Source organism: Pseudarthrobacter sp. C4D7 (genome assembly GCF_013359725.1).
In the GTDB taxonomy this organism is placed as follows: Bacteria; Actinomycetota; Actinomycetes; order Actinomycetales; family Micrococcaceae; genus Arthrobacter.
This window is the reverse complement of the sequence record NZ_JABFMW010000010.1, coordinates 56,204-73,944: the sequence shown is the minus strand read 5'-3', so window position 1 is coordinate 73,944 and position 17,741 is coordinate 56,204. Positions and strand designations below refer to the sequence as shown.

The following is a 17,741-nucleotide window of genomic DNA, read 5'->3' as shown; positions in this document are numbered from 1 at the left end:
AGCTTAAGGAGTTTTGCCATGACGCAGACGGCCAGTGAACCCCTGGGCCCCCAGCTTACTGTTTCCGTGCCCGGCTCTGAGCCGGTACAGGACGCCGTCGAGCCGGCACAGGCGTTCGCTGCCGCGGCAGGCCTGGCCGGACCCCTGGCCGCCGGACCGCTGGCACCGGAGCTCGAACCGCACCTGGCCCTGGCTGCGGCCGGCGCCGAGGGCAGCGCCGAGGAAGAAGACGTCCTGGCCGAGGTGTGGCGGACCAGCTCGCGCCTCGAAAGCATGCAGTGGGAACTGGACACTGCCCAGGAGTCGCTGCGGCAGGCTGTCCGCAAGGCGTCTGCGGCCGGAGTGGCGGACGCTGAACTGTGCGACGCGGCCAACCTGACCCCCGACGAGCTCGCCACCGTCCTGATGGGCATCGCCGCCGGCCCACTGGCCGTGGAACTCTAAACCCGCTGCAGTCTGCGCGGTGCGGTCCATCCCGCCGTGCTACGCCGGGATCTCCAACTGGAACCCGCAGTGGCAGCGGAGGACGCGGGTGGGCATGGACACGGCGTTCAGGCCGCTGCCCGGCCTGGTGCTCCGGTAGCAGAGCCGCTCGACTTCGAGTTCCGCCTCCTCCATGGGGAAGCCGCAATGGATGTAGTCGTCCCCGAAGAGGATCACCCTGGCCAGCCAGCGCACCTGATTCAGCGCGGATGCGACGTCCGCGGCGTAGGCCGTGTGTTCCTGGAACAGGTCGCAGTCGTTGCAGGTGTAGGAAACCGTCACCAGGTCCCCTCCTGCCGCGCCGATGGCCGTGATCGCATGGATGGTCAGCTGGTGCTCGGTTCCGCAGGCCTCGCACTGTGGCTGCCGGGGCTGGGGAAGGTGGCGCCGGGAATACGAGGGAGACATCGCGCCTGCTCTTTTCCGCGTTGTGCATCCAAGCCGCCGGGTGGCTGCAGCGGCACCTGGTCCGCAGCCCTGCACACGGCGCGGACGCCGGTCCCCGGCACCGTTGACCGGGGGCGCACTTTCGAATGTACGTCACGCCGGATGCGCTGTACAGGGCGGCACCGCCCCGTGCAGCCTGCCTAGGCGGGAAGCGGGGAAAGCGCCAGCGCCAGCACGAAACCCAGGGCGCAGGTAGCCAGCGGAGTCAGCCCCCAAAGCCACAGGATCCGGATGACCAGCTTCCGGTTGGTGACCGAAAAATGCTGGTTCTCCCCGGCGCCGAGGGTGCCTGCCGTGACCGTGTGGGTGGTGGAGAGCGGCCAGTGCAGCCCGATGGCGCCCACGAAGAGCATCAGCGCGCTGAAAGTCTGGGCCACGGAGCCGCGGAGGGGATCGATCCGGGTGATCTTGTAGCCGATGGTGTGCGAGATCCGCCATCCACCGAAAAGCGTCCCGGCGGTCATCATTACGGCCGAAAGCGCGGCCACCCAGACGGGGATCCCGCCGTCGGCATAGCCTGCCGCCAGCAGTGCCAGCAGCAGCACCGCGCTGACGCGCTGCCCGTCCTGCAGGCCGTGGCCAAACGCGACCGCACCGGCCGCAACGGCCTGGCCCCGGCGGAAACGCTGGTTCACCACATTGGCCTGGGTGTAGCGGGCCACCCAGGTGGCCGGATACACCAGGAGGAACGAGCCGCTGTAGGCCACCAGCGGGGACAGCACCAGTGGCAGCACCACCTGGAACAGGAGCGACTGGTCCACGCCCGCCACCCCGGGGCCGCCGATGGAAAGGCTGGCCAGGCCGGCTCCGGCCAGCCCGCCCACCAGGGCATGGGTGGAGGAAGCCGGGATGCCGCGCCACCACATCAGGACGCCCCAGGCGCAGGCGCTGGCCAGTCCGGCAACCAGGATGGCCAGCCCGTCCGTTCCGGCAGGCAGGCTGATCCAGGTCCGGCTGACTGCGACGGCGAGCAGGGCGCTGAGGAGCGCGCCGACAAGGTTGAAGAACGCGGCGAGAAGTATGGCCACGCTGGGGGTGAGCGCCCGGTTCCGCACGGCCAGCGCCACCGAGGTGGACGCGTCGCGGAACCCGTTCAGGAAGGCAAACACAGCGGCCAGCAGGACCACCGCACCGAAAATAGCTGCGGTCACGTCAGGATTCCTTGACGATGATGCTGCCTACCTGGGTGGCCACCCGCCGCATGTCCTTGGTGACTTCCACCAGCTGGTTGGCGATGTCCCGGTTCCGGGAGTACTGCGCCCACTTCATGTCCGCGATCATGTCCGCCACCCAGACCCGGTGGGTCCGTTCAGCCCGTTTGGCCAGGCGCAGGATCTCGATCCAGTAGTCCTCAAGGTCGTCCAGGTCATTGAGCCTGCGCATGGCGTCAACGGTCAGCTCGGCCTGCCTGCTGATGATCTCCAGCTGGTCGGCGGCCCGCTTGGGCAAACGGTCGAGCCGGTAGAGCGCCACCAGTTCCGCGGCGGCGTCCATCTTCTCCATGGCCTCATTGAGGTACCGGGACAGGGCGTACATGTCCTCGCGGGGGAGCGGGTTCACGAAGCTGGTGCGCATGTGGGTCAACAGCGCAAAATGCAGTTCGGCGGACTTGGCCTCGATGTTGTGCATGTCCTCGACGAGCTTGCCGTGCTCGTCGGCCGGGACACCGAGAATCTCGGCCAGGGTGGCGGTGGCCAGCACGATCTGTTGTGCCATCTGAGAGAGCAGGTTAAGCCCTGCGGGCTCCTGTGGAAAAAGGCGCAGCTTCACGTTTTTACCGGTCTCCAGGGACGTATCAAGGCGGGGGTTGCTGCCGTGTGACTTGACGGCGGCGGGCAACTGACGCTTACTCTACCGGCCCGCAACTGCACCCTCGGAATTGGCCGCCTGGAAAAGGGCAGAAAAATGGTGCCGAACCGGATACGCCTCTCGGCGGTAGGCCGCTCTAGGCGGCTAATTGTTGAAGCCCGGGGGTTTCGCGGCTCGGCACCGGTTTCAGTCTTCTACTTCGCCCCGCGCAAGTCAATCTTGACAGCGGGGCCTTCGTTTGCCCCGGAAACTCCCGCCCGGCAGGACTTGGGAAGGCTCAGTCCAGTTCGCCCAGGCGCCACGCGTTGGCTGCGTGCTCCAGGTCCTCGGCAGTCTTCACCAGCTGGTGCGAGTTGCGGGTGAGTTTGCTGGCGTGGGCCTCGTTGGCATGTTCGGCACCGTCGGCGAGGGTGGCCTGGCCGAGCGCCACCACACGGCAGAAGGCAGCGGAGCGCTCCAGTGCGACGTCGAAGTCGCCGTCAAACGCGCCGGAAAGGATGGCGTCCGCCATGGCGCGCATTTCCTCGGCCCCTGGCGGCTCAGCGGCGCCGGCCACCACGTTGGACACCTGTGCTGTTTCCCTGCCGGCCCGGAAGTATACGGAAATGCGTTCGGGGTCCTGCACGGTGGCGGCACGCAGGGCGTAGAGCCGCCACAAGGCTCCGGGGAGGGAGCGGGCAGGGCTCTCGGCCCACATCTCGGCGATGGCGTCCAGGCCCTGTTCATCGGCGAGCTTCACCAGGCGTTCGGTGATCACGGGATCGTCGCTGTCCCGGCCGTGGCGGACCAACGCCTGGGCGGCAAGGTGGGCGGCCTCTGACACCCGGGCGGGATCCGCCCCGCCCGCGAAGGGCTCGAAGTCCATCGGAGCGAAGGGCTTGGGTTTGTGGTGCCGGTTGCTGCCGCCGTACGGACTGCTGGTTCCTGCTTGCTCGCTCATGCCCCCACGCTACTCCTGTGGCGCCGCGGAAATCGAGCATCCGCGGCGCCTGTCCGCCGCCGGCAGGAAGGGAAGTAACCGCTGGTGGAAAGGCACGACGGCGGCGCCCGGGACATGTGCGAAGTGGCCGGAACCATGGGTTAGAGTATTAACGTCCAGAAATGGATTGGGCCGAACGGGCAGGGACACCGTGTCTGACCGGCCGGCAGGGGCCTTTAGCTCAGTTGGTAGAGCATCGGACTTTTAATCCGTGGGTCGTGGGTTCGAGCCCCACAGGGCCCACCCAATGTTGGTTGGATGGTCAAACCCGCCATGTGAGCGGGTTTGACATCCTTACCTTCCCCGCCTGTCACCCTCCGCAATGGACCCGGCGCAGCATCCCCGGTGGGGCTACTTGCCGGTGGCGAGCTGCGGGTAAACGGCTTCGAACGGCGCGGACAGTCCGGCCTTGAGCTGCACCGACGTGTCGTCGGCGAGGACCTCATATCCGCCGGCCTCGAGCGTGTCGAAGACCTGAGTCACGAGATCGGCAGGGTCGACCTTCGGGTCGCTGCTGTGGGCGGCCATCGCGGTATCGACGTAGCCCACATGCACACCGACCACCTGAACCCCCGCGGGCTGCAATTCCAGGCGCAGCGAATTGGTCGCGGACCAGAGGGCGGCCTTGGTGGCGGAGTAGATGCCGCCCGCGCAGGTCGCCACCGCGTGGGTGCGGGAACGGGCGCGCCGCCTCGCCACCCCCGGGGTGCCGATTATCGGACCCCGCCGCGTCGCCCAGCTCGACGACTACCTCGCAGCCCTCACCCTCGGCCTCACCGAGGACCAGTACGACCGTCTCGATGACGTCAGCCGGATCGCCCCCGGCATCCCGCATCAGGCCAACGCGAAGGCGCTGAACGGGCTCCAGGGAGGCCAGGCAGCCGCTTTCGATGCCTCGGTCGTGCCGGTGGCGTGAGGCATCCCAAATGACCACAAGCCACACCCGCCGGACTCCGGGTCCGTCGAGCACGGACCGGTCGCGAATCATCCACTACCAGGCGCCGGGAAAGGACAAGCGTGCGCTCTTCGCACTGTCCGGCCTCGAACAGCTCAGTGCCGTCGCTGCCGGCGAGGTTCCGGGGCCGCCCATCAGCAGCCATATCGGGCTGGAGATCGTGACTGTCGCGGACGGGGATGTGGTGATGACCGCGGTTCCGGACGAGTCCCACTACAACCCGATCGGGTCCGTCCACGGCGGATTCTTCGCCACCGTGCTGGACTCCGCGTGCGGATGCGCCGTGCATGCGACCCTGCCTGCCGGCGTCGGCTATACCAGCCTGGAGATCAAGGTCTCGTTCCTGCGCCCCATCACCGCCGGCACCGGCCCGGTCACCGCTCACGGTTGGGTGACCAGGCGGGGCAAAGGCGTCGCGTTCGCCGAGGGTGACATCCGGGACCAGGGCGGCCGCGTCCTTGCGACCGCTTCCAGTACCTGCCTGATCATCCACCTCGACCCTGCCGCGTGACCGGCAGCGGCAGGACCGAGGAACTGGGCGGTGTGAAAAGTGCTTTCCTCGGCGATCAGTATTGGCCGGCTGGCAGCCAGACGCCCAATCTCAGGCAAATACAACCGTCCCATTCCGCGGAAGTCCATCCGGAAACACGATGGGCACCGCGGCAGCCTGTCCGGGGTCAGCTGAATCCATCGCCTGCACATGCACATGCGGTTCAGTGCTGTTTCCCGAGTTGCCGCAGCTGCCTACCGGCTCCCCGGGCCGCACCAGCTGGTCCCGCTGGACGCAGACGCTCCCGCGCTGGAGATGGCACAGGGCGATGAACGCGTTTCCGCTCTGGATGATCACGTGGTTGCCCGCCAGGCCCAGCCACCCCTCCCGCACCCGCCGGGCCTGGGTCAGGGCGTACCCGATCGACGGAAAGCCGCGGAAAGCTGCGTGGTCCGGTTCCCCGTCACGTACGGCGCGCACCAGGCCGGCCACCGGGGCCGTTACGGGCCGCCCGAAACCCGCGAACTGTTCCGGCGGTCCAGGCCGGAACAGTGCGGCCATGGTGACCGGAGCCGACTGCCCACTGGAGTCCACCGGCGTGAAGTCGATGGCGAATGCAGTGGCAAAGAGCCGCGTCCCGTGGCTGGGGACACGGTCCGCCGGCGAGTTCTGCACCAGCCAGGTGCCGGAGAACGGATAGGCCAGGTCCACCGGGTCTGCCGGGATCATGGGTCGCCTCCCGGGTCCACGGTTCAGCTGGCGGGGTCGTACTGGGCGGCGCGAAGCTCCTGGGCGCAGCGGCAGGCGGTGGCGATCTTCGCGGCCCACTGCACCGCAGCTCCGTAAGACGGCAGTTCCAGCACCGTATAGCCGCCCTCGAGCTGCGCTGTCTGGGGATAGGTTCCCTCCTTCACGGTTCCGTCGCCGTTGACCAGGACGGGCGGGACGTCCTCGTCAATGCCGCCGCCAAACACCCAGACGCCGTCGTCCTTTGCCTCCTGGACCACGGCGTGGGCGGCGTCGGCCACTTCCTGCAGCCGGCCGGCGGGGACGTCCATGGCGCCGCTGGGAAACGAGATCAGGTATTTGGTCATTCCACCGGCTCCTTCTTTGCAGACGGGGGATTGCCCCCATCCTTCCCACCGGGCAGCCGCCGCGCAAGGATCCAGCCGCAATCCCTGGCGGAGCCACCGGCTGCTGCAACACAGGGGGACGCAGGGAAAGCAACAGGCACAATAGGCACATGGCAAAAACCAGCAAAGGCCGGATGCCGCGCCTGGAAGACGTGGCCAAGGTGGCCGGCGTTTCCCACCAGACCGTCTCCCGCGTGGTGAACAACCACCCCAACGTCAGCAAGGCAACCCGGAAAAAGGTGGAGGCAGCCATCGCGGAACTGGGGTACCGGCGGAACACCGCGGCCCGGAGCCTGGTCACGCGGCGCTCGCAGACCATCGGCGTGCTGGCCAGTGAGCTTTCCCAGTACGGACCGGCCAACACGTTGCTGGGCGTTGAGCACGCGGCCCGCAATGCCGGCTACTTTGTCAGCATCGCAGCCCTGCGGGAGGTCAGCCGGGACGCCATTTCCGACGCCGTGGGCCACTTCATGGACCAGGCCGTGGACGGGATTGCGGTGCTGGTGCCGCACGCGGACACCCTGGCCGTGCTGGAGCAGATGAACCTCCCGGTGCCCGTCGTGGCTGTGGGCTCTGCCGGCAGTGCGAAGGTGAGCGGGGCCATGGTGGACCAGCGCGCGGGGGCAAGGCTCGCCGTCGAACATTTGGTCAAGGAAGGCCACCGGCAGATCGGACACATCGCCGGGCCGCCGGACTGGACGGACGGGGCAGAACGGGCCGAGGGCTGGCGGGCCGTGCTCAGGGAGGCGGGCCTGGATGAATCCCTCCTGGTGGAAGGGGACTGGAGTGCAGGCAGCGGCTACGCCATCGGCCGCAGGCTGGCCTCCAGCCTGACCGCCACGGCCATCTTCGTGGGAAACGACCAGATGGCGCTGGGCGTGCTGCGCGCCTTCACCGAAGCCGGCGTCAGGGTGCCCGACGACGTCTCCCTGGTGGGCTTCGATGACCAGCCTGAGGCGGAGTACTTCACCCCGCCGCTGACCACCGTCCGCCAGGACTTCGAGGAACTGGGGCGGCGCTGCATGGACATCATGCTCGACGAGATTGAGTCAGGCGCGGCGGTGAGCTCCACCGTGGTGGCCCCGGCGCTGGTGGTCCGGGCCAGCACCGCCGCTCCGGCGGCCATCTAGGGCCCGGTGGGCGCTGCCGGAAGGGGCAGCCCAAGGCCCGGCAAAAATAGTTTTAAGAAATCTCCATGAATCTGCATCCAAATCCGGGAGTCCGCCGGTAGTAGGGGTGTCAGCAAAAAACGCCCGGCAGCCGGGCCGTTCAAGGAGATGGACATGCGCAACACAATTCTCACCGCAGGTGCCGGTGCAGCAGCCATTGCAGCCGCAATCGCTCTGGCCGGCCCCGCCACCGCAGCAGAAGGAGACGCCCAGCTCTCGGTGCTGCACGGCGTTCCGGGACTGACCGTGGACGTCTGGGTCAACGGCGACCGCACGTTGGACGATTTCACCCCCGGAACCCTTGCCGGGCCCCTGGCACTCCCGGCGGGCACCTACGAGATTGCCATCACGGCAGCTGACGCTGCCGACGCGTCGGCCCCTGCCATCGGGCCCGTCAGCGTGAACCTGGCCGCCAATGGAAACTACACCGCTGCGGCCCACCTCGGCGCGGACGGCAAACCCACGGCAAGCCTGTTCACCAACGACGTATCCCAGATCCCGGCCGGCAAGGGCAAGCTGACCGTCCGGCATGCTGCCGCCGCCCCCGCCGTCGATGTCCTGGCCGGTGGTACCGCCGTCGTCACCAACCTGGCCAACCCGAACGAACAGACACTGACCCTCGATCCCGGCACTGTCCCGGCGGCAGTTGCTGCGGCCGGCACCACCACTCCCGTGATTGGCCCGGCGGACGTCACCGTGGCTGAAGGGACGCACACCATTGTCTACGCGTGGGGCAGCCTGGCAGACCAGAACCTGAAGCTGGCCGTCCAGAACATTGAGGGCCTGCACACGGCGCCGGGGTCGGTGCCCGGCGCCCTGAACGGCTCCCCGGATAACGGCGGGGCAGGCGCCACCGTTGCCACCGCCGGGTTTGGCCTGGCAGCCCTGGCGCTGCTGGCCGGGGCCGTGGGCGTCAGCCGCGCCGTCCGCGCCCGGCGGGCGGAACTCTAGCCGGCCCGGCCGCAAGGCCACGAGGCGCAGGGGTCCGGCCGCAATCCCGCGGACGGGCCCCTGCGCGCACCCACTTGTCATCAGCCGGTATGTTTCTTCGGGAAGGCGGCAGCCATGAATGCACGCACGACGCCGACGGGCGGCTTCCGCCGCCGGCGTACCGGAGGCGGCACGGCAGCGGCGCTGGTGGCCGGCGCTCTGGCGCTTGCCGGCTGCGGTGCCGCAGCGCCGTCCACGTCAGGGCAGGCTTCGTCCACCGTGGCGGCTTCCAGCTCCCCTTCAGCTTCGGTGACCATGCCGCCGCAGGTCACGGCCGCTCCCAGCCCTGCCCCGTCCGGCCCTGCCCCGTCCGGCCCTGCCCTGTCCGGCCCCGCCGGTTCGGCGAAGGAGGCCATCCCGGTCCGGCCGGCCACCTTGGCCGCAAATCCAGCCTCGCCGGCGCCTACGTCGATTACGGTGGCCGGCACGGCCATCAACATGCCGGTGGTGCCCGGGGGCGTGTCCGCCGGCGGAGCAATGGAAATCCCGGATGTGTTCGACCGTGCTGCCTGGTACCGCTTCGGGCCGGCCCCCGGCGCGGCCGAGGGCGCCGCCGTGATCGCCGGGCACATCGACACCACCTCGGACCGGGCTCCGTTCTCTGCCCTGAAATCGCTCCAGGCCGGGACCATCATCCGGGTGGGGCGGGGTGACGCCCCCGCCGTCACATACCGCGTGGTGCGGGTGGAGCTGATGGCCAAGGACAGGTTTGACGGCGCGTCGCTGTTCAGGCGGTCCGGGCCTCATGAACTCAAGCTGGTCACCTGCGGCGGCACATGGCTGGACGAGCGGATGGACTACAGCGACAATGTGATTGTCACTGCAGTCCCTGCCTGAACCGGTCCGTCCATGAACCAGTTCCTGCAGGGCCGGTGGCCCGCCATGTACCTCGTCGCCGAAGCCGGGAGGGAGCCGCCTGTGACGCTCTCCGGCGCCGCCTCCACGGGATGGGATGACGGGCTGACAACCTCCTTCCTGTCCGGTGATGAACATGCCCTGGCGGCGGCCTACCGCGAGTTCGCGCCGCTGGTGCACACGCTGGCCGTCCGCTCCCTTGCGGACCGCGCGGCGGCCGACGACGTCACCCAGGAGGTCTTTATCCGGGTATGGCGTTCCCGCAGCAGCTTTAATCCGCAGGTTGCACGGCTCCCGGCGTGGATCGTCGGCATCACCCGCAATGCCATTGCGGATGCCCAGCAGTCGTCCGCCCGCGAAGCCCGCAAGGCCCACGCTGCCGCCGGTGCCGGCCTAGCCAAAGACGCCGGGGCGGGAACGGAAGCCGCTGAGACCCTGGCCGACCGGCTGCTCCTGGACGGGGAACTGGAACGGCTGGGCGAGCCCCAGGGCTCCATCATGAAGCTTGCCTTCTACGAGGACCTGACGCACGAACAGATCTCACGGAAACTCGACCTGCCCCTTGGTACGGTCAAGAGCCACATCCGGCGCAGCCTGACGCACCTACGAAGCAGATTGGAGGTAGACCATGCCGCATCTTGATCCGGAAGAGTTGAGCCTCCTGGCCCTGTACGACGAATGGGATGATCCGGCCGGGCGGGAGCACCTCCTGGACTGCCCCGAGTGCGCTGCCGACTACGCAGCCCTGCGCCGCACGGTGGAAGCGGTACGGACGACGCCGGACACCAGCCACCTTTCCGTCCCCGGCCCCGGGGTCTGGGCCGGAATCCACCGCGAACTTGGCCTCGGGGAATCAGTCCTGGAGGACCCGCTGGCGGCAACTGCCGCCGACGCGCCCGCCCCCGGGGACGTCCCGCCGTCGAACGTTGTCCCCCTGGCACCGACAAACAGGGGCGCGCGGCCGAAGGGCGGCGGCGCCCGCGGTGGCTGGTGGCAGCGGCCCGGCGCGTGGCTGGCAACGGCGGCGGCTGCCGTTCTGGTGGTCTTCGGAGCCGTCTGGACCTTCAACCGCCCACCGCAGCCGCAGGAATTGGCCGCGGCGCAACTGACCCCACTGGCACAGCACTCCGCAGCAGGATCAGCCAAGGTGGTGGCAGCCGCGGACGGTTCACGAAGCCTGGAGGTCAGCCTGGACAAGGATGAAGCCAAGGGCTACCAGGAGGTGTGGCTGATTGCGCCGGACCTCTCCAAACTGGTGAGCCTGGGCGTCATGAACTCCACGTCGGGGACGTTCCAGGTGCCGGCGGGCCTGGACCTTTCCCAGTACCCGGTGGTGGACGTCTCGGATGAACCCATGGACGGCAACCCCGCCCACTCCAGCGTCAGCATAGCCCGGGGCACGCTCGCGTCCTGAGGGGTTGTCCCGCCAGGCGTCCCGTCCGCGGTGGGCCGCCAGCGGGTCAGCGGCCGAAGTGCGAGTGCGGCGCGCCTTCCGGCAGCCGGTCCAGGATGTCTTCTGCCACCTTGCGCACTTTGATGTTCCGGTGGCTTGAGGCCTTGGCCAGGATGGCGAACGCCTCCTGGTAGGAGCATCGGTTCTGGGCCATGATCACGCCGCAGGCCACGTTGATGGAGGTACGGCTGTCCAGTGCCGAGCGGAGGTCCGTGGCCAGCGACCGGGCGCTGTGCAGGTTGACGGCCATCTGGAGGCTCTTGGTTGCCAGCACCGCGAAAGAGCGCGCTTCTGCGATGGCCTGGAGCGGGAATGCCTTCGAATCCTGGGCGAAGAACGCAAGGGCGGCCCGCGACTGTCCGAGTTCGCTGTTGCCGGGAAAGCCGTCGTCCGCGGGAACGTCGGCATCCAGGCGGAGCCGCACTGCGAGGGCGCTGCCAAAGCCGGCCGACTGGAGTTGGCCGGAATAGTGCCGCCACCGGAAATCGCCGTTCCGCTGGAGCACCGCCACGGGGTGGCCCCCGGACAAGACGTCGGTGACCGGCCCCTCGGCCGCCTCCTGTTCCCATTCCAGCAGGGTGACGATCTCCTTCGTGGTGCCGGTGATGGCGGGCCCGCGCTTGGGCTGGTGAAGCACCAGGCCGCAGCCGACGTCGATCCCTGCCGTTCCGAGCACGTGCGCCGCCGATGCCGCCACCAGCAGGTCCAGGGAGTCGGAGAGTGTCCGTGCGCCGTTGACGAGGTCCAGCAGGAGGGATGTGTTCCGGCCGGTTGAAGGTTCAGCATTGCCCACTGCGGACAGCGGTGAGTGGCCCCTCCGGGAGAGCGGAGGGGCGGGAGGGCCGGCGACGGCTGGGGGAGAGTCCTTGGTCTCGAAGGACTCCTCGTCGCCGGCCCCGCTTATTACCCGGGTCCTGTGGACCGGGAAATCCGGGCGGCCTGCACGTGCTGAATAGTGCATTGCCAGTCTCACACCCCCCTAGTGAGGCAAGTACCGGGAGCCTGCAGGTCTTGTCTCTGTGAAAAACCTAATTGCCCTTCGCCCGCCGGTGAATGCGTAGGAGGTACCTGTTTTTTCGAATAGGTAGTACTTGGATCCCATAGCCCGCGTGCCGTTTCGGTATTGCCGCTGATGGGGAGCCTTTGGAGGTTTCCGGGCCCCGCCCGGTCCTGCCCTCAGTAATGTGCCGCCACCCCTTGACGTGCGCCGCGGGGGCAGCAAAGAATGTCTTCTATAACGTTGTAAAAACTAGTCGAGGATGCTTTCGTGACCCAGCCAGAACCCGCCGCAGCAAAAATCACCATCGATCCGTCGTTCATCGTAGGGCCCGTCCGCCGTCGTACGTTCGGGGCCTTCGTTGAGCATCTCGGCCGGTGCGTGTACACCGGGATCTTTGAACCGGAACACCCCGACGCCGATGAGGACGGCTTCCGCACGGATGTCCTGGAACTGACCCGGGAGCTGGGCGTTTCCACCGTCCGCTACCCTGGCGGAAACTTCGTCTCCGGCTACCGCTGGGAGGACGGAGTGGGCCCGGTGGAGAAGCGTCCCGCGCGCCTGGACCTGGCCTGGCACTCCACCGATCCCAACACCGTGGGCGTGGACGAGTTCGCCAAATGGTCCGCCAAGGCCGGCGTGGAACCCATGATGGCCGTGAACCTGGGCACCCGCGGCGTGCAGGAGGCACTGGACCTGGTGGAGTACTGCAACATCGACGGCGGGACCGCCCTCTCCGAGCAGCGCCGCACCAACGGTGCGGCCAGCGGCTACGGCATCAGGATGTGGTGCCTGGGCAACGAAATGGACGGCCCCTGGCAGATCGGCCACAAAAACGCCCTGGAGTACGGCCGGCTGGCCGCGGACACTGCCCGCGGCATGCGCATGATCGATCCCGGCCTGGAACTGGTGGCCTGCGGCAGCTCCGGGCCCACCATGTCCACCTTCGGGGAATGGGAGCGCGTGGTCCTGACGGAAACCTATGAGCTGGTGGACCTGATTTCGGCCCACCAGTACTTCGAGGACTTCGGCGACCTTCAGGAACACCTGGCCGCCGGGCACAAAATGGAAGCCTTCATCCGCGATATCGTCAGCCACATCGACCACGTGAAGTCGGTAAAGAAGTCCAGCAGGCAGGTGAACATCTCCTTCGACGAATGGAACGTCTGGCACATGAGCCGCGACGCATCCAAGGTGCCCATCGGCAATGACTGGCCGGTGGCCCCTGTCCTGCTGGAGGACACCTACACGGTGGCGGACGCCGTGGTGGTGGGGGACCTCCTGGTCACCCTGCTTCGGAATACCGACCGGGTCCACTCTGCCAGCCTGGCGCAGCTGGTGAACGTCATCGCCCCCATCATGACCGAGCCCGGCGGAAGGTCCTGGAAGCAGACCACCTTCCACCCCTTCGCCCTGACCTCCCGGTACGCCGCAGGCACCGTACTGCAGCTCGCGGTCGAATCCCCGCTGGTCAGCGGCGGTAAGACGCCCGGCTTTGCCGCCCTGTCCGCCGTTGCCACCTACGACGCGGACCAGGGTGAAGCCGTGGTGTTCGCCGTGAACCGTTCCGCCACCGACACCCTTGCCTTGGACGCGGCCGTGGCAGGCCTGGGCAAGGTGCGGGTCCTGGAAGCCGTCACCTACGCCAACAAGGATCCCTACTGGCAGGCCAGCGCCGACGATTCCACCTCCGTCCTGCCTTCGGAGAACGGCACCGTTGCCGTGGACGGCGGCCGGCTCACCGCCGAGCTTCCGGCCGTGTCCTGGTCCATGATCCGGCTTGCCGTGGAGTCCTGACCCGGCGCAAACTCCCCAGGCTGGTCCTTATGCCGGCGGCGGCCCCGAATGGGAGGATGGACGGCATGGAACTGCACATCACAGGCGAGCCCGCGGCGGACAAGTTGTTGAGTGAGGACGACTTCGCCCTCCTGACCGGCATGCTGCTGGATCAACAGGTGACCATGGAATCGGCGTTTGCCGGGCCGGAGAAGATCCGGACCCGGCTCGGGTCGCTGGAGCCCGGCGCCGTCGCAGCCCACGATCCTGCGGCGTTCGTGGAAATCTTCAAGGAGCGGCCCGCCGTCCACCGCTTCCCGGGCTCCATGGCCGCCAGGGTCCAGGCGCTCGCCGAGGCCGTCCAGAATGACTGGGACGGCGATGCCGCAGCCATCTGGACCAAGGGCTCGCCGGACGGTGCCGAGGTGCTGAAACGGCTCAAGGCGCTGCCCGGCTTTGGGGAGCAGAAGGCGAAGATCTTCCTGGCCCTGCTGGGCAAGCAGCGGGGCCTCGCGGCAGCGGGCTGGCGCGAAGCCGCAGGCCATTACGGGGAAGAGGGCGCCTACCTGTCGGTTGCTGACATCGTGGATCCGGAATCCCTGGCGAAGGTGCGTGCCAGCAAGCAGGCTGCCAAGGCGGCGGCAAAGGCAGGAAAAGAACGTTAATGGCAGTCACCATGAACGACGTCGCGAGGGCGGCAGGGGTCTCCCTCAAGACCGTTTCGAACGTCCTGAACGACTACGAATTCATCCGGCCCGCCACCAGACAGAGGGTGCAGGATGCCATCGCGGAGCTGGGCTACGAGGCCAACCTCACCGCCCGCAGCCTGCGGTCCGGCAAGACCTCGATGCTGGGCCTGGTCCTGTCCGACCTCTCCGCTCCCTACTACGCCGAGCTCGCGTCCAGGCTGATGAAGGCTGCCGCCCGCCGCGGCTACCGGGTCATGGTGGAGCAGTCCGACGCCGATGCCGCCGCCGAACTTGGCGCGCTCCAAGGCACCTTCCGCCAGCTCACCGACGGCCTGCTGTTCACGCCGCTGGTGGTGGACGCGGACGCCATTGCCGCGCGGAGGGGCATCAAACCGATGGTGATGCTGGGCGAGCACATCATGGATCCCCGGTTCGACCTGGTGACCATGAAGAACGCGGAAGCAGCGGCGGCGCTGACCGCGCACCTGCTGGCAAGCGGCCGCCGCCGGATCGCCGTGGTGGGGGCCAACACCGGGGAGTCCGCGGGGACCGCGGGCCTGCGCCTGAACGGGTACCGGAGTGCTTTGGCCGACGCGGGTATCCCGTTCGACCCTGAGCTCGTTGCACCCGCTGAATGGCGGCGCGACGCGGGCGCCGCCGCCGTCGCCGGGCTGCTGGACAAGGGTGTGGAGTTCGACGCCGTCTTTGGCCTGAACGATGTACTGGCGCTGGGAGCCATGCACGAACTGCTGGTCCGCGGCGTCAAGGTGCCCCGGGACGTGGCGGTGGCCGGCTTCGACGACATCGACGAAGCGCGGTTCGCGTCCCCGTCCCTCACGACCATTTCGCCGGGCATGGACGAGATCGCGGAGCGGTCCGTCAGCCTGCTGCTGGACCGGATCGCGGGCCGTGAGCCCTCAGAACAGGGCGTGCACGTGGAAGCCGGGTTCGAACTGAGGGTCAGGGATTCTGCCCCCGCCGGGGCGCCGGCAGGGTAGTCCCGCCGGGGCTTCCGCCTCCCGCTCCGCAGCTTTTGTTGATATCCCTGAAACCTGGTGGAAACGTGGCCCGCTTACGCTGGCAGCACGCCGCAGGCCGTCGAAGGGAACCCCATGCATCTGATGCCGCGTGAGCAGGAAAAGCTCCTGATTGTGGTGGCCGCCGACCTGGCCCGCCGCCGGCAGTCCCGCGGCCTCAAGCTCAACTACCCCGAAGCCGTGGCCATCATCAGCTATGAACTGATCGAGGGCGCCCGGGACGGCAGGACCGTGGCCGACCTCATGAGTTACGGCACCACGCTGCTCACCCGCGGCGACGTGATGGAAGGCGTGCCGGAGATGATCCACGACGTCCAGATCGAGGCCACCTTCCCGGACGGCACCAAGCTGGTCACCGTCCACAACCCCATCCGCTAAGGAGCCCGGCAATGATTCCAGGCGAGTACATCCTCCGGCCGGAACCCATCACCGCGAATGTGGGCCGGGAAGCCATTGAGGTAGCCGTGACCAACACCGGCGACCGGCCCGTCCAGGTGGGCTCACACTTCCATTTCGCCGAGGCCAACGCTGCCCTGGCCTTCGACCGGGACGCGGCCCACGGCCGGCGCCTGGACATTCCCGCCGGAACGGCGGCCAGGTTTGAACCAGGGGATTCGCGGAGTGTGCGGCTGATCGAACTGGCCGGGACCCGTGAGGTCTACGGGCTCAGCAATGCGGTCAACGGCAGGCTCGACGGCGGCACGCGCCAGCGCGGACCGCTCACGGAAGGGGACGGCCAGTGAGCTTCGGAATTCCACGCCGGCAGTACGCCGACCTCTACGGACCGACCACCGGAGACAAGATCCGCCTCGCGGATACCGGCCTATTCCTCGAAATCGAGAAGGACCTCACCGCATACGGCGAGGAAGTGGTGTTCGGCGGCGGCAAGGTGATCCGCGACGGCATGGGCCAGAACGGCCAGGCCGTCCGGGACGAAGACATCCCGGACACCGTGATCACCAACGCCGTGGTCCTGGACTACACGGGCATCTTCAAGGCGGACGTTGCACTGAAGGACGGCCACATTTTCCGGATCGGCAAGGCAGGCAACCCGCAGATCACCGACGGCGTGGACATCGTGATCGGGGCCAGCACCGAGATCATCGCCGGAGAGCGGAAAATCCTCACCGCCGGCGGCATCGACACCCACATCCACTTCATCTCCCCGGACCAGATCCCCACCGCCCTGGCCAGCGGCGTGACCACCATGATCGGCGGCGGAACCGGCCCTGCCGAAGGCACGAAAGCCACCACGGTGACCCCCGGAAAGTGGCACATCCAGCGGATGCTGCAGGCCGCCGAGGCGTTCCCCATGAACATCGGCCTGTTCGGCAAAGGGCACGCGTCCGCCGTCGAACCCCTCGCCGAGCAGGTCCGCGCCGGTGCCATCGGCCTCAAAGTCCACGAAGACTGGGGCGCGACCACCTCCTCCATCGACACCTCCCTTACCGTGGCCGACGAATACGACGTCCAGGTGGCCATCCACACCGACACCCTCAACGAGTGCGGCTTCGTGGAGGACACCATCCGCGCCATCAACGGCCGCGTGATCCACACGTTCCACACCGAGGGCGCCGGCGGCGGCCACGCACCGGACATCATCAAAATCGCGGGCATGCCCAACGTCCTGCCCGCCTCCACCAACCCCACCCTGCCGTACACGCGCAACACCATCGAAGAGCACCTGGACATGCTGATGGTCTGCCACCACCTCAACCCGGACATCCCCGAGGACGTGGCCTTCGCTGATTCCCGCATCCGCGCCGAAACCATCGCCGCCGAGGACGTCCTGCAGGACCTGGGCATCTTTTCCATCACCTCCTCCGACTCCCAAGCCATGGGCCGCGTGGGCGAGGTGATCACCCGCACCTGGCAGGTGGCGGACAAGATGAAGAAACAGCGCGGGGTGCTGCAAGACAACGACGGCGGCCCCCACGGCAGTGCGGACAGCGACAACTTCCGGCTCAAGCGCTACGTGGCCAAGTACACTGTCAACCCCGCCATCGCGCAGGGCATCGCAGACTCGGTAGGGTCAGTGGAAGAAGGCAAGTTCGCCGACCTGGTGCTCTGGGACCCCGCATTCTTCGGCGTCAAACCGGAACTGGTGCTCAAAGGCGGCCAGATCGCCTACGCCCTGATGGGGGACGCCAACGGATCAATCCCCACCCCGCAGCCGCGCACCATGCGGCCCATGTTCGCCGCCTTCGGCAAAGCCGTCCAGCAGTCCTCCATCACGTTCCTGTCCAAATCAGCGATCGACGCCGGCGTGCCCGCCGAACTTGGCCTCGAGAAGATCATCCGGCCCGTCTCCGGCATCCGGAACCTCACCAAAGCCGACCTCAAATACAACGACGCCACCCCCGACATCCAGGTGGACCCCGAAACCTACCAGGTCACCGTCGACGGCGAGGACGTCACCTGCGAACCCGCCGACGAGCTGCCCATGGCACAGCGCTATTTCCTCTTCTAGAAATCCGGA

The 17,741-nt window shown here is 67.8% G+C and carries 22 protein-coding genes and 1 tRNA gene; 15 read left to right on the top strand and 8 right to left on the bottom strand.

Annotated features, from left to right (window positions below):
- The first annotated feature begins 18 nt into the window (after positions 1–18).
- Positions 19–444 (top strand): hypothetical protein, encoded by a 426-nt coding sequence (locus tag HNO81_RS09625; RefSeq protein ID WP_175317903.1) that lies wholly within the window; start codon positions 19–21, stop codon positions 442–444.
- 39 nt (positions 445–483) lie between these two features.
- Here the strand turns inward: HNO81_RS09625 and HNO81_RS09620 are convergent, their stop codons facing one another.
- From HNO81_RS09620 to HNO81_RS09605, 4 genes are all read right to left on the bottom strand, one after another.
- Entirely contained in the window at positions 484–891 is a 408-nt protein-coding gene (locus tag HNO81_RS09620) for a hypothetical protein (protein WP_175317902.1), read from the bottom strand.
- 179 nt (positions 892–1,070) lie between these two features.
- Entirely contained in the window at positions 1,071–2,081 is a 1,011-nt protein-coding gene (locus HNO81_RS09615; RefSeq protein WP_175317901.1) for an inorganic phosphate transporter, read from the bottom strand.
- 1 nt (position 2,082) lies between these two features.
- On the bottom strand, positions 2,083–2,700 hold the full coding sequence (locus HNO81_RS09610) for a DUF47 domain-containing protein (protein WP_159634237.1): 618 nt from the start codon (positions 2,698–2,700) through the stop codon (positions 2,083–2,085).
- A 316-nt stretch (positions 2,701–3,016) separates the two neighbouring features.
- Complete coding sequence (locus HNO81_RS09605; protein ID WP_175317900.1) at positions 3,017–3,679, bottom strand: hypothetical protein; 663 nt, start codon at positions 3,677–3,679, stop codon at positions 3,017–3,019.
- Between the two features lie 209 nt (positions 3,680–3,888).
- Between HNO81_RS09605 and HNO81_RS09600 the strand changes: the two genes are divergently transcribed.
- Positions 3,889–3,961: transfer RNA gene (locus HNO81_RS09600), tRNA-Lys, on the top strand.
- 108 nt (positions 3,962–4,069) lie between these two features.
- On the opposite strand, the gene HNO81_RS09595 is transcribed toward HNO81_RS09600, so the two are convergent.
- Positions 4,070–4,381 (bottom strand): SDR family NAD(P)-dependent oxidoreductase, encoded by a 312-nt coding sequence (locus HNO81_RS09595; RefSeq protein ID WP_371818210.1) that lies wholly within the window; start codon positions 4,379–4,381, stop codon positions 4,070–4,072.
- Between HNO81_RS09595 and HNO81_RS09590 the strand changes: the two genes are divergently transcribed.
- Both HNO81_RS09590 and HNO81_RS09585 read left to right on the top strand, forming a co-directional pair.
- Positions 4,359–4,634: an aldo/keto reductase gene (locus HNO81_RS09590; protein ID WP_175317899.1), complete on the top strand. Its 276-nt coding sequence runs from the start codon at positions 4,359–4,361 to the stop codon at positions 4,632–4,634. The two genes, HNO81_RS09595 and HNO81_RS09590, sit on opposite strands and share 23 nt — an antisense overlap.
- Positions 4,635–4,644: 10 nt before the next feature.
- Positions 4,645–5,184 carry a PaaI family thioesterase gene (locus tag HNO81_RS09585; RefSeq protein WP_175317898.1) on the top strand — a complete coding sequence of 180 codons (540 nt, stop codon included), beginning with the start codon at positions 4,645–4,647 and terminating at the stop codon, positions 5,182–5,184.
- A gap of 90 nt (positions 5,185–5,274) precedes the next feature.
- Here the strand turns inward: HNO81_RS09585 and HNO81_RS09580 are convergent, their stop codons facing one another.
- Positions 5,275–5,892 carry a M23 family metallopeptidase gene (locus HNO81_RS09580; RefSeq protein WP_175317897.1) on the bottom strand — a complete coding sequence of 206 codons (618 nt, stop codon included), beginning with the start codon at positions 5,890–5,892 and terminating at the stop codon, positions 5,275–5,277.
- 23 nt (positions 5,893–5,915) lie between these two features.
- On the bottom strand, positions 5,916–6,257 hold the full coding sequence (locus HNO81_RS09575) for a YciI family protein (RefSeq protein ID WP_175317896.1): 342 nt from the start codon (positions 6,255–6,257) through the stop codon (positions 5,916–5,918).
- 149 nt (positions 6,258–6,406) lie between these two features.
- Here HNO81_RS09575 and HNO81_RS09570 point away from each other — a divergent pair, with 149 nt between their 5' ends.
- From HNO81_RS09570 to HNO81_RS09550, 5 genes are all read left to right on the top strand, one after another.
- A complete protein-coding gene (locus HNO81_RS09570; protein WP_175317895.1) occupies positions 6,407–7,426 on the top strand; it encodes a LacI family DNA-binding transcriptional regulator in 1,020 nt (339 codons plus the stop codon).
- Positions 7,427–7,579: 153 nt separating this feature from the next.
- Positions 7,580–8,416 (top strand): DUF4397 domain-containing protein, encoded by an 837-nt coding sequence (locus HNO81_RS09565; protein WP_175317894.1) that lies wholly within the window; start codon positions 7,580–7,582, stop codon positions 8,414–8,416.
- Positions 8,417–8,530: 114 nt separating this feature from the next.
- Positions 8,531–9,292 carry a class F sortase gene (locus tag HNO81_RS09560; protein ID WP_175317893.1) on the top strand — a complete coding sequence of 254 codons (762 nt, stop codon included), beginning with the start codon at positions 8,531–8,533 and terminating at the stop codon, positions 9,290–9,292.
- Between the two features lie 45 nt (positions 9,293–9,337).
- Positions 9,338–9,952, top strand: a complete 615-nt coding sequence (locus HNO81_RS09555; protein WP_175317945.1) for an RNA polymerase sigma factor — start codon at positions 9,338–9,340, stop codon at positions 9,950–9,952.
- Positions 9,939–10,724 carry an anti-sigma factor gene (locus HNO81_RS09550; protein ID WP_175317892.1) on the top strand — a complete coding sequence of 262 codons (786 nt, stop codon included), beginning with the start codon at positions 9,939–9,941 and terminating at the stop codon, positions 10,722–10,724. The genes HNO81_RS09555 and HNO81_RS09550 overlap by 14 nt, the downstream gene beginning before the upstream one ends.
- Positions 10,725–10,770: 46 nt before the next feature.
- On the opposite strand, the gene HNO81_RS09545 is transcribed toward HNO81_RS09550, so the two are convergent.
- Positions 10,771–11,724, bottom strand: coding sequence for an ANTAR domain-containing response regulator (locus tag HNO81_RS09545; protein ID WP_254703398.1), 954 nt, complete (start codon positions 11,722–11,724; stop codon positions 10,771–10,773).
- A gap of 306 nt (positions 11,725–12,030) precedes the next feature.
- Between HNO81_RS09545 and HNO81_RS09540 the strand changes: the two genes are divergently transcribed.
- The 6 genes from HNO81_RS09540 to ureC all read left to right on the top strand — a co-directional run bounded on the left by HNO81_RS09540 (position 12,031) and on the right by ureC (position 17,732).
- On the top strand, positions 12,031–13,557 hold the full coding sequence (locus tag HNO81_RS09540) for an alpha-N-arabinofuranosidase (protein ID WP_175317891.1): 1,527 nt from the start codon (positions 12,031–12,033) through the stop codon (positions 13,555–13,557).
- Between the two features lie 56 nt (positions 13,558–13,613).
- Positions 13,614–14,201 (top strand): HhH-GPD-type base excision DNA repair protein, encoded by a 588-nt coding sequence (locus HNO81_RS09535; RefSeq protein ID WP_175317890.1) that lies wholly within the window; start codon positions 13,614–13,616, stop codon positions 14,199–14,201.
- Entirely contained in the window at positions 14,201–15,223 is a 1,023-nt protein-coding gene (locus HNO81_RS09530) for a LacI family DNA-binding transcriptional regulator (RefSeq protein ID WP_175317889.1), read from the top strand. The genes HNO81_RS09535 and HNO81_RS09530 overlap by 1 nt, the downstream gene beginning before the upstream one ends.
- Before the next feature lie 114 nt (positions 15,224–15,337).
- On the top strand, positions 15,338–15,640 hold the full coding sequence (locus tag HNO81_RS09525; RefSeq protein WP_175317888.1) for an urease subunit gamma: 303 nt from the start codon (positions 15,338–15,340) through the stop codon (positions 15,638–15,640).
- Between the two features lie 11 nt (positions 15,641–15,651).
- On the top strand, positions 15,652–16,005 hold the full coding sequence (locus HNO81_RS09520; protein ID WP_175317887.1) for an urease subunit beta: 354 nt from the start codon (positions 15,652–15,654) through the stop codon (positions 16,003–16,005).
- Positions 16,002–17,732, top strand: a complete 1,731-nt coding sequence (gene ureC / locus HNO81_RS09515) for an urease subunit alpha (RefSeq protein WP_175317886.1) — start codon at positions 16,002–16,004, stop codon at positions 17,730–17,732. The genes HNO81_RS09520 and ureC overlap by 4 nt, the downstream gene beginning before the upstream one ends.
- Positions 17,733–17,741: the final 9 nt, after the last annotated feature.